Below are 13330 nucleotides of genomic sequence, written 5' to 3' on the forward strand. Positions count from 1 at the left end.
GTACTGATTTCCGGTGCCGGACCGAACGGACTGATGCTGGCCTGTGAACTCGCACTGGGCGGCGTCACGGCGACCGTCCTGGAAGAGCTGCCGCACCCAGCACCGAACCCAAGGCCAATGGCCTCGTCGGGCAGGTGGTGCGGCTGATGGATATGCGCGGCTTGCACCGCCCCGCCGCAGGTGACGATGCTCCGGCGATCCGCCACCGCTTCCGCGCTACTCGTTCAGCGGGCTGCCGCTGGACCTGGCGGAATTCGCGGACAACCCGTTGTACGCCCTGCCGATTCCGCAACCGCGGCTGGTGGCGCTGCTCGTCGCCCGCGCGCAGGAGCTGGGTGTCGCGGTCCGCTGGGGACACCGCCTGCGCGATCTCGAAGCCCACCGCGACCAGGTAATCGCGGCCGTCGACGGTCCCGACGGGGACTATGCTGCACACCGCACGGCCGCTGCTGATCGACGGGACGGGCGTAGCGGCCGCCGTAGCGGAGGAATGGCGGGACCGTATCGAAATCGTTTCCGGCGCAATCACGCTCACGGAATCGAACCGGTCCGTCGACACCGCGTCCGGACCCGACATCGCGAGCACGCCGGCGGCGACGCTGCTGCGCCCCGGCGGGTATGTCGCATGGGCCGCCGACGACGCGAGTGCCGACGGTCTGCATCGGGCGCTCACACGGTGGTTCGGCGCAGCACCGGTGCTGTCGCACGCGCAGTGAGGTGGCGCACCGAAATCACAGGTGCATCCACTCCGGCCACATCCGCGACCACGGCTGCGTCGGGCCGGTGCAGTCGAAGATCGTGACATCGCGGGTGTTGCCGACAAATCCGAGCCGGGTGTCGACCTTGCCGACCGGGGTGAGTGAGGTGCACCGGCCGCGCAGGTCCGCCTCCTCGCCACCGACGATCAACGCCGTCTCGGCACTGTCGGGCGGGGCGCCGAAGTAGCCGAAGCCGCGACTGGGACTGTAGATCGGCGGCAGCTCGGCGCGGCCGAGGTGGTCGAGGGCGCTCGCCTGCCAGTAGGTGTCGGTGACGACGACAGCGCGGTCCCGGCGCGCGGGTGGGAGCCCGCGATAGGCCGTTGTGACCGCCGCGGTGAGTTCCGGCCAGCCGAATTGCCCGTAGGTGCCGATCGCTATCGCCGCCGAGACATCGTCTCGGGGTGGCTCGACCGCCGCGGCCTGACGCCACGGCAGCGAGCTCACGATCGTGGCCACCGCCGCAATCGTCACGACCGCGGTCGCGACACCGGCGATCCGGCGGCCGACCGCCGCCCGCGCTCGCATCCAGTGCACCACCGCGACGGCGCCCGCCGCGAGCACCACCCCGTACATCCCGGCCGGGTAGTACACCCGGCCGCCGGTGACGAGGAAGACGAGGTCGACCAGAATCAGGGTGGCGCCGAGAAAACGATACGGCCGCAACGGTTTCCAGCGCAGCAGCGCCCACAGCCCGCCCAGCAGCACCGGGACCCCGAGAACGCCGGCCAGGATCAGCGAGATCGGCACGAACAGCAGCCGGCCGCCGAGGATCGCCTGTTCGGATGCGATCTCCGCGCCCATCGCCAGTTGCGGCCAGCCGTGACTTACCTGCCAGATCACCTGCGGCACCGCAGACAGCACGGTGACTCCGGCACCTGCCCACAGCAGCGGCCGGCGCAGCAACTCGCGGGGACCGAAGATCGCACAGCTCACGGCCAGTGCGATCCAGAAGAAGGGAATCAGCCATTTCACCTGCAGGTCCACCGCCGTCACGAGACCGGCGATCAGCAGCAGGCCGTCGCGGCGGGTCCGCACCCACCGCACCACCAGCCAGGTGATCAGCACCCACAGTGCGGTATCGACGGTGTTGGTGGTCAGCATCGACCCCTGCAGCAGCAGAAACGGCGAGCACGCGTAGGCGAGGGCGGCCAGTGCCTGCGCGGTGCGCCCGCCACCGAACTCGCGAGTGATCATGGCGCACAACGCGACCGCTCCGACCGTGATCAGCACCGCGGGCAGCCGCAACGCCGGATAGGAGCCGGGAACGAGCGTGTCCATCGTCCGGGCCAGCAGCGGCAGCATCGGGCCCTGATCGGCGTAACCCCAGCTCAACCGGCGACCGGCGGCGAGGAAGTAGAGTTCGTCGCCGAAATATCCGTACCTCGAAGCCGCGAACAGCAGCGCCGCCGCGCCGAGGGCGGCGATCGGCGCGACCACCGGCCACGCGAACGGGGGAATCGCGGCCGAATCGGTCGCACCGCGCGCGTCGGTGTCGGACTCGCACACATCGGTCACCGGCACACTCCTGTAGCGGATTTCGTGGGGACGTCTGCGAACGTATCGGTTTCCGGCCGCGGCGGAGTCGCCCCGCAGACCGATCCGCGGTCAGCCTCGAGAGGTATGCCGACCCATCCCCACGGCGGATCAGGGCTGCCAGGAACGGAATTCGATCAATTGGCCGGGACGGGCCTGGCCGAGCAGATCGACATCGGCGTCGATCACGGTGCCCACCACGGGATAGCCGCCGGTGATCGGCCGGTCGGCCAGCAGCACCACCGGGCGACCCGCGGGTGGCACTTGAATCGCACCCAAAGCCATTCCCTCGGTGGGCAATTCGGCATCGTTCGCCCGCCGCAGCGGTGGGGCGTCACCGTGGCGGTCCAGGCGCACACCGATCCGGTCGGTGTCGGTGGAGACCGCCCAGGCGCCGGTGAACAGATCGGCGGGATTGTGGAACCAGTCCGCGCGCGGCCCGAGCCCCACGCGCACCCGCAGCGTCCCCTGGGTGAGCGGCGCGACGGGAGCCATCTCGACCGTCGGCCAGCCGCGCGGCGGGGCGCCGACCGGCAAGGTGTCGCCCCGGCGCAACGGTTCCGGACCCAATCCCGCCATGGTGTCGCGGCTGCGCGATCCGAGAACCGGCTCCACCGCGATCCCGCCGCGCACCGCCAGATAGCAGCGCAGGCCCGCCTCGGCCATGCCGATCCGCACCCGCTGCCCGGCCGCGACGAACAGCACCGAAGCCGGAGGTTCGGGCCGGACGCCGACGTTGATCGGCACCGGCGCTCCGGTGATGCTCACCACCGCCGGGGCGTCGAATTCCACGCTCAGCCCGCCCAGCACGCATTCGATGGCCGCCGCCGATTCGGCATTGCCCACCAGGCGGTTCGCCAGCCGCAGCGCCCGCCGGTCCACGGCCCCGGAGACCCCGACCCCGGCATGGAACCAGCCGGGCCGGCCGAGATCCTGCACGGTGCTCAGCGCGCCCGGTTCGAGCACCCGCATCCGCGCCGCCGAGGATCTCACCGATCCACCGCCTCGAACCGGACCCGGGTACCCGCGCGCAACAGCGCCGGTTCGGGCCGCGCCACATCCCACAGGACCACGTCGCTACGGCCGATGATCTGCCAGCCGCCCGGCGAACTGCGCGGATAGACGGCGCTGTATCCACCCGCCAGGGCGACCGACCCCGCCGGAACGACGGTCCGGGCCTGCGAGCGCCGCGGCACCGACAGTCCGGCGTCGGGCGCGTGCAGATAGCCGAAGCCGGGCGCGAAACCGATGAACGCGCACCGCCACTGGGCATCGGTGTGCCGTTCGACCAGTTGCCCGGGTGTGATGCCGAGAAGTTCGGCGGCATCGGCGAGGTCGGGCCCGTCGTAGCGCACCGGAACGGTGACCACATCCGCCGCGGCCGCACTGTCGGAATCGGCGTCCGATGCGAGATCCAGTGCGCGCACGCGTGATTCGATCGCCGCGGGGTCGATGCCGGGACACAGTGTGAGCAGGACGGTCCGGGCGGCGGGCAGGAGGTCGGCCACGCCGTCGATCGGCGCCCGCCGCAGGTGGTCGAGCAGCAGCGGCAGCTGGGCGGCGTCGGCCGGTTCGAGCAGCAGCGCGCGGTCTCCCGCGGGCCGCACGGTCACCGCGCTCATGTGAAACTCCGCAGTTCGACGCCCTTGTCCAGCAGCGACTGCCGGATCGAGCGCGCCATCCGGACGGCATCGGGCGAATCGCCGTGGACGCAGAGGCTGCGCACCTCGACCCGCACCTGCTCACCGGCCACCGTGTGCGCGTGCCCGTCCACGGCGATCGACACCGCCTGCCCGAGCGCCGCCTCCGCGGCCAGCACCGCACCGGCTCGCCCGCGCGGCACCAGCCTGCCCTCGGGCGTATAGGCCCGGTCGGCGAAACCTTCCGCGTGGAACGGGATTCCGGCCGCCTCCGCCGCGCGTGCCAGTTCGGAATCGGCGGGGCCGAGCAGGCTCAACTCCTCGAAGGCGAGCAGCGCCGCGACCACCGCCTCGGCCGCCGCCGGATCGGATGCCGCCGAGTGATACAGCGCGCCATGGGGTTTCACATAGCGCACCCGGTCACCGGCCGCCCGGGCGAAGCCGTCGAGCGCGCCGATCTGATAGATGGATTCCGCGGTCAGCTCGGCCGGGGACACCATCATCTCGCGGCGGCCGAATCCGGCCAGGTCGCGATAGGAGATGTGCGCGCCGATCCGCACCCCGTGCGCGACCGCGAGATCACACGTGCGCCGCATGATCACCGGATCCCCGCCATGGAAGCCGCAGGCGATATTGGCGCTGGTCACGACGTCGAGCAGCGCCGCGTCGTCGCTCATCGTGTACGCACCGAACCCCTCCCCGAGATCGCTGTTCAGATCGATCACCACGGAGTATCACCTCGCCTCGCCGTTGTCCTACCACCATCGTCCGCGCCCGTCGCCGATCCGCCACCGTGGGCGCATTCTCCCGCACTCACCGCCTAGGCTGGCGGGAATGGGTGAGGTGATCGCCGTCTACGACGGCCGCGGCAACGAGACCGGCAGTGCCGAACGCGCCGAGGTGTATGCCGAAGGATTGTGGCATGCCAGTGCCGGCGTGCTGGTGCGATCGCTCGACGGGCGGCGCATCTACGTCCATCGGCGTACCGATACGAAGATGGTGTTCGCCGGAATGCACGACTGCCTGGCCGGCGGTGTGCTGGCCCCCGGCGAGGATCCCGCCGCCGCGGCGGCGCGCGAGCTGGGCGAGGAGTTGGGAATCGTTGCCGCGCCGGACGAACCGCGGGCGCTGGCCCGGGTGTCCTGGGACGGCAGCTGGGCGGGCCGCCCGATGCGGTGCCACCTGTTCGCCTACGAGATTCGCTCCGACGGGCCGATCACCGTCCAGGCCGAGGAGATCGCCGCGGGCTGGTGGTGGACCGACACGCAGTTGTGGGAGCACCTGAGCGATCCCGGCTGGCCGTTCGTCCCCGACACCCGGGTCCTGATCGACGAACTGCTGCATCCGCGCAATCGGACCTAGCCGGACGAGGTGACCGCGCCGGCCCAGGCCGCGAACGCGCCGGGGTTGCGGGTCTGCAGCAGCACCCGGCCCGGACCGGTGAAGTCGAACACCAGACCTTCGCCGGAAGTGATCGACTGCAGCGAACGACCCGAAACCGCCCGGCGGATACCGAATTTCAACGCCAGGTCGTAAGCCACCACATGGCCGCAGTCGATGGTCACCGACTCCCCCGGCTGCAGATCGATCACGTCGATCGCGCCGAAGACGCCGAGCACGACCTCGCCCTGCCCCTGGGCACGCAGGCCGAATCCGCCCTCACCGCCGAACATGTTCGCGAAACCGCCCCATTTCGCTTCCACTTGCACGCCATGGGAATTGGCGATCCAGCCGCCGCGGCTGATGAAGTACGGGCGATCGGGCGCGATCGGCAGCGCCAGCATGTCCCCGGGCAGCGCCGGCGCCACATCGACCCAGCCGCCCTGGGGCGGCGCGGTGAACGTGGACACGAAGAACGACTCACCGGCCAGCACGGAACGCTTCAGCCCCGCCAGAAATCCGCCCTCGGCCTTCGCGGCCAGGCTCACCCCGGCCGAATGAGCCACCATCGCACCGGTTTCCGCACGCAGCGGCTCCCCGCCGGCGAGAAAACACCGTGCCACCGTGGACGACGGATTATGCCGCAACACCACCTGCATGGCCGCGACGTTAGCAGCGCCGGGGCCGGGATGTCCCATTCACCCGCACCCGGCGGTCGGGCATGCGATGATGCCGGGCGACCGAACCCATCACGAGACGAATCTCGGAGGCCCGCCCCGGTGCATATCGATGTCCCACACTCGCAGTCCGATCTCGACCACTCCGCCCGACGCGACCGCAGATCGCGCAGATTGCCGGTGCGCAGCGGCCTGGCGGCGGCGGGTGCGGCGATCGCACTGCTGGCCGGCGGCACCCCTGCCGTGGCTGCCCCGCTGCCACTGCACACCCAGGCACCCGGCTGCATGACCCCCGGCGACGCCCAGCCCAACGGCAAGCAGTGGCCGGCCGAACCCGCGGTGACCATCGACCCCAACGCCGGATACACGGCGACGCTGGAAACCAACTGCGGAACGATCACCGTCGCCCTCGACGCCGCGCGGGCCACGCATACGGTCAACTCGTTCGCCTTCCTCGCCGGCGAGCAGTACTTCGACCACACCCGCTGCCACCGCCTGACCACCGAGGGCATCTTCGTGCTGCAGTGCGGTGACCCGACCGGAACCGGCACCGGCGGTCCCGGCTACCGGTTCGGCGACGAGAACCTGGCCGGGGCGACCTACCCGGCGGGAACGGTCGCCATGGCCAACTCCGGACCGAACACCAACGGAAGCCAGTTCTTCCTGGTCTACTCCGACAGCAAACTGCCGCCCAGCTACACCCCCTTCGGCCGGATCACCGGCGGTATGGACGTGTTGCAGAACATCGCCGCGGGTGGCGTGAAGGACGGATCCGGCGACGGCGCACCGGCCACCGATATTGTGCTCGACTCGGTGGCCACTGCCCGGCGCTGACACCGGATACGGCGAAGGCCGCGCTCGCGATGCGAGCGCGGCCTTCGTGTGTGTGCGGTACTCCTAGAGGTACTGACCCGTATTGGATTCGGTATCGATCGCCCGGCTCGCCGAAGCGTTCTTACCGGTAACCAGCGTCCGGATGTAGACGATCCGTTCGCCCTTCTTACCCGAAATACGTGCCCAGTCATCCGGATTGGTGGTGTTGGGCAGGTCCTCGTTCTCGGAGAACTCGTCGACTATCGAATCGAACAGGTGCTGGATGCGCAGACCGGGATTGCCGGTCTCGAGCACCGATTTGATCGCGTACTTCTTGGAACGGTCCACGATGTTCTGGATCATGGCGCCGGAGTTGAAGTCCTTGAAGTACAGGACCTCCTTGTCACCGTTGGCGTAGGTGACCTCGAGGAAGCGGTTGTCCTCGCTCTCGGCGTACATCCGGTCCACGACCCGCTCGATCATCGCCTTGACGCACTTGGAGCGATCGCCGGCGAATTCGGCGATGTCGTCGGCGTGCAGCGGCAGTTCCTCGGTGAGGTACTTGGAGAAGATGTCCTGTGCCGCTTCGGCATCCGGACGCTCGATCTTGATCTTGACGTCCAGACGGCCGGGCCGCAGGATCGCGGGGTCGATCATGTCCTCGCGGTTGGACGCGCCGATCACGATGACGTTCTCCAGGCCCTCCACGCCGTCGATCTCCGACAGCAGCTGCGGCACGACCGTGGTCTCCACATCCGAGGACACACCCGAACCACGAGTGCGGAAGATCGAGTCCATCTCGTCGAAGAATACGATCACCGGGGTGCCTTCGGAGGCCTTCTCACGAGCCCGCTGGAAGATGATCCGGATGTGGCGCTCGGTCTCGCCCACGAACTTGTTCAGCAGCTCGGGACCCTTGATGTTGAGGAAGAAGGACTTGGCCTCCTTGGCGTCCTCACCGCGCGCCTCGGCGATCTTCTTCGCCAGCGAGTTGGCGACCGCCTTGGCGATCAGCGTCTTACCACAGCCCGGCGGACCGTAGAGCAGCACACCCTTGGGCGGGCGCAGCGCGTATTCGCGGAACAGATCCTTGTGCAGGAACGGCAGCTCCACCGCGTCGCGGATCTGCTCGATCTGGCGGCCCAGGCCACCGATGTCCTCGTAACCGACATCGGGCACCTCTTCGAGCACCAGATCCTCGACCTCGGCCTTGGGAATGCGCTCGAACGCGAATCCGGCCTTGGTGTCGACCAGCAGCGAGTCACCCGGCCGCAGCCGCCGCACGGGCGCGTTGGGATCTTCGACGTCGTCCGCGTCGACCAGCGCCGACAGCGGGCCCGACAGCCAGACCACGCGTTCCTCGTCGGCGTGGCCCACGACCAGGGCGCGGCGGCCGTCGTCGAGGACCTCGCGCAGGGTGCCGATCTCACCGGTCCGGTCGAAGGTGCCGGCCTCGACCACCGTGAGCGCCTCGTTCAGACGCACGGTCTGTCCGTAGTGCAACTCGGAGGTGTCGATGTTCGGCGAGCACGTCAGGCGCATCTTGCGTCCGGAAGTGAACACGTCGACCGTCTGGTCCTCGTACACACCGATCAGCACGCCGTAGCCGCTGGGCGGCTGGCCCAGCCGGTCGACCTCCTCACGCAGCGCCACCAACTGCTGACGGGCCTCCTTGAGGGTGTCCATCAGTTTGGTGTTGCGAATCGTCAGCGAATCGATACGAGCTTCCAATTCCCTTGAACGATCCGGCGAGTCGGCGAGTTGCCTACGGAGTGCAGCCGCCTCGGCGCGTACCACCTCGAGTTCTCTCCAGGCCGCCGAATCCGAATTCTCGATGGGGCTCATGATGCTGCTCCTCCCAGTCCCGGTCTATCAACGCTACCGGGCGCGAACCGTTCTCGCTTTCCGACATGGTTTCGTCGTGATCACATCTCAGCTGCGGTACCAGCCCGGGCAACCATGTTAGCCTGCCCTAACCTGCATTCGGCGAGCGATTTCGCCGGACCGAACCGAAAGGTCTAGTCGATGCTCCTTCCTACCCGCCACAGCGCTACTCCCTTCGGTGGCAGTACCCGCACCGGGAGCAACGCCACGCGGACCGCCGGTGTTTCCGGTGTGCGTCGCTCCTGGATGCATCTTGCCGGGTTCCGCCTTGCCACGGCTACCGCCTTTACCGCGCTGGCCGTTACCGCTATGACAGCATGCGGGTCCGACAATTCCCAGGACTCCACGCCGACGGGCACCACGACGGCCACCTCGGCGGCGGCCGCCGCCACGAGCGCCGCCGCCGCGCCCGCCCCCACGGCGGAGGAACTGCAGGCCACCCTCAACGGCTTCGTGGATCCGGCCAAGCCGACCGCCGAGAAGGAGAAGCTGGTGGCTGGAGGGGATAAACGAGCCGCCAACATCGACACCATGACCAAGGGCCTGGCCAACTACGGCACCATCACCTTCACCGTCGCCGACATCAAGACCGAGGGCGATCAGGCCACCGGCCAGGTCACCATCACCTCACCGCACGGCCCGGCCGGCCCGATGCCGATGACCTGGCAGCACTCGGCGGCCGGCTGGCAGCTGTCCGACGCCTCCGCCTGCCAGATCCTGGCCATGGGTATGGCGCCCTGCCAGCCCTGAGCGCCGCACAGCCCGAGAGAGGAAGGCCTCACCCGCTCGCTCAGCCCTTGGAGGGCCGCCGCTGCGGCTTGGGCGCCACCACACCGTCGGCGAGGCGCCGGGCGCTCACCAGGAAGGCCGTATGCCCCTGCATGCGATGCTCGGGACGCACCGCCAGGCCGACCACATGCCACGGCCGCACCAGCGACTCCCAGGACCGCGGCTCGGTCCAGCACTGTTGCTGACGCAGCGCCTCCACGATTTCCGACAGCTGCGTGACGGTGGCGACGTAGACGATCAGGACCCCGCCGGGGATCAGCGCGCGCGAGACCGCGGGGAGCGCGTCCCACGGTTTGAGCATGTCCAGCACCACCCGGTCGACCTGCTCACCGTCGTAGTCGGCGACGTCGCCCAGGGTCAGCGTCCAGTTGTCCGGGCGTTCGCCGAAGAATCGCTCGACATTGCGGACGGCGTGCTCGGCATGGTCCTCGCGGATCTCGTAGGAGCGCACACTGCCGTTCGGCCCGACCGCGCGCAGCAGCGAACAGGTCAGCGCGCCCGATCCGGCGCCGGCCTCGAGCACCCGCGCACCGGGGAACACATCACCCTCGTGCACGATCTGAGCGGCGTCCTTGGGATAGATCACCGCCGCACCGCGCGGCATCGAGAGCACGTAGTCGACCAGCAGCGGCCGCAGCGCGAGATACGGTGTGCCGTTGGCGGATTGGACCACAGAGCCCTCGTCGGCGCCGATCAGCTCGTCGTGGCGGATCGGTCCCTTGTGGGTGTGGAACTCCTTGCCCGGCTCCAGGACGACGGTGTGTTGCCTGCCCTTGGCATCGGTCAGCTGCACCCGGTCCCCCGTGGTGAATGGGCCGGTCCGTCTGGCCGTCATGAATCTCCGTTCTCCTGCGCGTCATTTCCGGCGGCGGTATCGCGCCGCGGAATGTGTCGGTACCCGCCGATAGCCTGCCAGGTATGTCCGCACCACCGACGGCGACCCCGCCCGAATTACCGGCCGTTTCCCGCGGGCCGGCGTTGTCGCCCTCGCGGGCAATCGATTTCAAACAATGTCCGCTCAAATACCGATTACGCGCGATCGACCGCATTCCGGAAACACCCGGACGCGACGCCGTACGCGGAACGGTGGTGCACGCGGTGCTGGAATCGCTGTACGGGCTACCCAGTGGTGAACGCGTTCCGGAGCGGGCCGCGGCGCTGGTGAAACCGGCCTGGCAGCGTTTGCTGGCAGATCGCCCCGAGATCGAGGTGGTGCTCGAACAGGGCGGTCTCCCACCGTTTCTCGACGAGGTGAGCCGCCTGGTCCGCGACTACTATCACCTCGAGAACCCCACCGGATTCGACCCGGAATCCTGTGAATCGCTGGTGGAGGTCCGGCTGGCGGACGGCTCGCCGCTGCGCGGATATGTCGACCGCATCGATATCGCGCCGGACGGCCGGTTGCGGGTCGTCGACTACAAGACCGGGCGCGTTCCCGCACCGGATGCCGAGCAGAAGGCGCTGTTCCAGCTGAAGTTCTACGCGCTGATCATGTACCGCACCCGGGGCGTGGCCCCGGCCCAGCTGCGGCTGCTGTATCTGCGCGACGGGCAGATCCTGACCTATGCGCCGGACGCGGACGAACTCGTCCGGTTCGAGCGCATCGTGTCGGCGCTGTGGGCGGCGATCACCACCGCCGGCCGCGAGGGAGATTTCCCGCCGCGGCCGGGGTGGGGCTGCAAATTCTGCGAGTACCGCCCGCTGTGCCCGGCCTACGGCGGTACCCCACCGCCGTATCCGGGCTGGCCGGACGACGCTGCCGCGACGGTGCCGCATCCATGACCGCGGGCGCCGTCGAGCGAGGTCAGAAGGCGCGGCAGGAACGAATATCGGTAGCCAGAATCGCCTTGGCGCCGAGTTCGGCGAGCTGATCCATCACGTCGTTGCCCTGATTACGCGGCACCAGCGCGCGCACGGCGACCCAGTCGGGATCGGTCAGCGGCGAGACGGTCGGCGACTCCAGACCAGGCGTGATCGCGGCGGCCCGGTCGAGCAGATCCTTGGGGCAGTCGTAATCGAGCATCAGGTACTGCTGGGCGAAGACCACACCCTGCACCCGCGCGATGAGCTGGTTGCGGGCCTTGTCGCTGTGGTCGGAGCCGGCGGCCTCGATCAGCACGGCCTCCGAATCACACAGCGAATCGCCGAAGGCGACCAGATCGTGCTGACGCAGGGTGCGCCCGGAGCCGACCACGTCCGCGATAGCGTCGGCGACCCCGAGCTGGATGGAGATCTCCACCGCGCCGTCGAGGCGGATCACCTCGGCCTCGATCCCCCGGCGCTGCAGATCCCGCAGCACCAGATTCGGGTAGCTGGTGGCGATCCGCTTGTCGTAGAGGTCTTCGACCTTCCATTCCCGTCCGGCGGGGGCTGCGTAGCGGAAGGTGGAGCGGCCGAAACCCAGGCCGAGGCGTTCCTGCACCGGGGCGCCGGAATCCAGGGCCAGATCGCGGCCGGTGATGCCGAGGTCGAGGCGTCCCGACCCGACGTAGATGGCGATGTCCTTCGGGCGGAGGAAGAAGAATTCGACCTGGTTGGCGTTGTCGATCACCGACAGGTCGCGCGAATCGCTGCGCTTGCGGTAACCGGCCTCGGTGAGAATTTCCACGGCCGATTCGGAGAGAGCGCCTTTGTTGGGGACTGCGACGCGAAGCATGGGGTGTCCTTTCGGGACGGGTGGCGGACAAAGGTGTCAGGGAGCGGTCGAACCGTTTCGCCCGGTAGCCGTGGCGGCCCGGGTCTCACCCGTCACAGATGTCGGTACACGTCCTCGAGCCGCAGACCGCGGCCCACCATCAGCACCTGCACCCAGTACAGGAGCTGGGAGATCTCTTCGGCCAGCTGTTCGTCGGTCTCGTGTTCGGCGGCGATCCACACCTCACCGGCCTCTTCGATCACCTTCTTGCCCTGCGCGTGGACCCCGGCGTCCAATGCCGCCACGGTTGCGGAACCTTCCGGACGGTTGGCCGCACGATCCTGCAGCTCGGCGAACAGGGTTTCGAAAGTCTTCACGGGACGCCATTCTTTCAGACGACCGCATATGTCCCGCAATCGGTTATCGGCGGGGGCGCCGCGGTTGCCGCCGGTGTGCGCGCGATCACCGTCCGGCACCCGGCGGCGGTGCTGCCGGCGCCTCGAGCGGGCGGTCGACGCGATAGATGTAATGCCATCCGTCGTCGATCGGGTTGTCCGGCGGCAGCTCCCCTTCCGCGACCCGGTGCAGACCGGCCTTCTCCAGCGCCCGCCAGGACGCCCGGTTCGCGGCGGCGACGGGAATGACGATGCAGTCGGCGCGCGGATAGTCGGCCCAGCTCGCCGCGACGACCGCGCGCAGCATCGCCGAACCCAGGCCGCGGCCGACCCGCCCCGGCTCGCCGATCAGGTAGTCCAGTGACACGGCCTCGCCGGGCACGTCGAGTATCGGCCGCACCTGCTCCACATACTCGGGCCAGTCCGCCCAGCGAATACGCTGCACCAGCCCGACGGGTTCGCCGTCGGCACTGACGAGCAGATCTTCGGCGGCCACCTCCCCGCGCGCGGTCGGCCCGAAATCACGTTCGACGGATGCGGCGTCGAAGTCGTGATGCCACCACCGCCGCACATGCGGTTGCGCCAGCCAATGCCCGAGCAGCGCGAAATCCGCCGGTGTCACCTGACGCCAGGCGAACCGCGGCATCACCGAGTCGACCACGGGAACGAGGCTAGCAATCCGGGTGCATGCCCACCACGGATCGAAACCGCTCCGCACGGAGCCTGCGCTCCGGTGACGGCACCTGTGGACCGAAACCCGTTGTGACCGAGACAGTCTCGCGCGACAGCAATGTGCCGCGACCATTCCCCGATACGACCGGCA

General features: G+C 68.9%; 15 protein-coding genes and 1 pseudogene. 6 read left to right on the forward strand and 10 right to left on the reverse strand.

The window, feature by feature from the left end; translation table 11 throughout:
- The first annotated feature begins 33 nt into the window (after positions 1-33).
- The gene (locus tag ACPCUW_RS15015) at positions 34-147 is read left to right on the forward strand and encodes a hypothetical protein (RefSeq protein ID WP_423425446.1); all 114 of its coding nucleotides are present in this window, start codon (positions 34-36) and stop codon (positions 145-147) included.
- A 275-nt stretch (positions 148-422) separates the two neighbouring features.
- Positions 423-716: pseudogene (locus tag ACPCUW_RS15020) on the forward strand (hypothetical protein); the annotation flags it as partial.
- A 15-nt stretch (positions 717-731) separates the two neighbouring features.
- Here the strand turns inward: ACPCUW_RS15020 and ACPCUW_RS15025 are convergent.
- The 4 genes from ACPCUW_RS15025 to ACPCUW_RS15040 all read right to left on the reverse strand — a co-directional run bounded on the left by ACPCUW_RS15025 (position 732) and on the right by ACPCUW_RS15040 (position 4662).
- Positions 732-2276, reverse strand: a complete 1545-nt coding sequence (locus ACPCUW_RS15025) for an ArnT family glycosyltransferase (protein ID WP_423425447.1) — start codon at positions 2274-2276, stop codon at positions 732-734.
- Between the two features lie 129 nt (positions 2277-2405).
- The gene (locus ACPCUW_RS15030) at positions 2406-3266 is read right to left on the reverse strand and encodes a biotin-dependent carboxyltransferase family protein (protein ID WP_063015445.1); all 861 of its coding nucleotides are present in this window, start codon (positions 3264-3266) and stop codon (positions 2406-2408) included.
- A 17-nt stretch (positions 3267-3283) separates the two neighbouring features.
- Positions 3284-3916: a 5-oxoprolinase subunit B family protein gene (locus tag ACPCUW_RS15035; RefSeq protein ID WP_063015444.1), complete on the reverse strand. Its 633-nt coding sequence runs from the start codon at positions 3914-3916 to the stop codon at positions 3284-3286.
- Positions 3913-4662 carry a LamB/YcsF family protein gene (locus tag ACPCUW_RS15040; protein ID WP_063015443.1) on the reverse strand — a complete coding sequence of 250 codons (750 nt, stop codon included), beginning with the start codon at positions 4660-4662 and terminating at the stop codon, positions 3913-3915. Before ACPCUW_RS15040 ends, ACPCUW_RS15035 begins: the two co-directional genes overlap by 4 nt.
- Positions 4663-4768: 106 nt before the next feature.
- Between ACPCUW_RS15040 and ACPCUW_RS15045 the strand changes: the two genes are divergently transcribed.
- Positions 4769-5296 carry an NUDIX hydrolase gene (locus ACPCUW_RS15045; RefSeq protein ID WP_423425448.1) on the forward strand — a complete coding sequence of 176 codons (528 nt, stop codon included), beginning with the start codon at positions 4769-4771 and terminating at the stop codon, positions 5294-5296.
- Here ACPCUW_RS15045 and ACPCUW_RS15050 read toward each other — a convergent pair.
- Positions 5293-5973: a TIGR00266 family protein gene (locus ACPCUW_RS15050; RefSeq protein WP_030518137.1), complete on the reverse strand. Its 681-nt coding sequence runs from the start codon at positions 5971-5973 to the stop codon at positions 5293-5295. The genes ACPCUW_RS15045 and ACPCUW_RS15050 overlap by 4 nt on opposite strands.
- Before the next feature lie 198 nt (positions 5974-6171).
- Here ACPCUW_RS15050 and ACPCUW_RS15055 point away from each other — a divergent pair, with 198 nt between their 5' ends.
- Positions 6172-6825 carry a peptidylprolyl isomerase gene (locus ACPCUW_RS15055; RefSeq protein WP_036526032.1) on the forward strand — a complete coding sequence of 218 codons (654 nt, stop codon included), beginning with the start codon at positions 6172-6174 and terminating at the stop codon, positions 6823-6825.
- Positions 6826-6888: 63 nt separating this feature from the next.
- On the opposite strand, the gene arc is transcribed toward ACPCUW_RS15055, so the two are convergent.
- A complete protein-coding gene (arc, locus tag ACPCUW_RS15060) occupies positions 6889-8649 on the reverse strand; it encodes a proteasome ATPase (RefSeq protein ID WP_063015441.1) in 1761 nt (586 codons plus the stop codon).
- Between the two features lie 348 nt (positions 8650-8997).
- On the opposite strand from arc, the gene ACPCUW_RS15065 reads away from it, so the two are divergent.
- Positions 8998-9438 carry a hypothetical protein gene (locus ACPCUW_RS15065; protein WP_423425450.1) on the forward strand — a complete coding sequence of 147 codons (441 nt, stop codon included), beginning with the start codon at positions 8998-9000 and terminating at the stop codon, positions 9436-9438.
- Between the two features lie 40 nt (positions 9439-9478).
- On the opposite strand, the gene ACPCUW_RS15070 is transcribed toward ACPCUW_RS15065, so the two are convergent.
- Positions 9479-10312, reverse strand: coding sequence for a tRNA (adenine-N1)-methyltransferase (locus tag ACPCUW_RS15070; protein ID WP_064908774.1), 834 nt, complete (start codon positions 10310-10312; stop codon positions 9479-9481).
- Between the two features lie 83 nt (positions 10313-10395).
- Between ACPCUW_RS15070 and ACPCUW_RS15075 the strand changes: the two genes are divergently transcribed.
- Positions 10396-11259, forward strand: coding sequence for a RecB family exonuclease (locus ACPCUW_RS15075; protein WP_063015435.1), 864 nt, complete (start codon positions 10396-10398; stop codon positions 11257-11259).
- Between the two features lie 22 nt (positions 11260-11281).
- Here ACPCUW_RS15075 and hisG read toward each other — a convergent pair whose 3' ends face one another.
- The 3 genes from hisG to ACPCUW_RS15090 form a co-directional block, all read right to left on the reverse strand.
- Positions 11282-12133, reverse strand: a complete 852-nt coding sequence (hisG, locus tag ACPCUW_RS15080) for an ATP phosphoribosyltransferase (protein ID WP_423425452.1) — start codon at positions 12131-12133, stop codon at positions 11282-11284.
- A gap of 92 nt (positions 12134-12225) precedes the next feature.
- Positions 12226-12489 (reverse strand): phosphoribosyl-ATP diphosphatase, encoded by a 264-nt coding sequence (locus ACPCUW_RS15085; RefSeq protein ID WP_030518144.1) that lies wholly within the window; start codon positions 12487-12489, stop codon positions 12226-12228.
- An 85-nt stretch (positions 12490-12574) separates the two neighbouring features.
- Positions 12575-13168, reverse strand: a complete 594-nt coding sequence (locus tag ACPCUW_RS15090) for a GNAT family N-acetyltransferase (RefSeq protein WP_423425454.1) — start codon at positions 13166-13168, stop codon at positions 12575-12577.
- Positions 13169-13330 lie beyond the last annotated feature (162 nt).

It is taken from the genome of Nocardia sp. AB354, from assembly GCF_049538315.1.
Lineage (GTDB): Bacteria > Actinomycetota > Actinomycetes > Mycobacteriales > Mycobacteriaceae > Nocardia > Nocardia nova.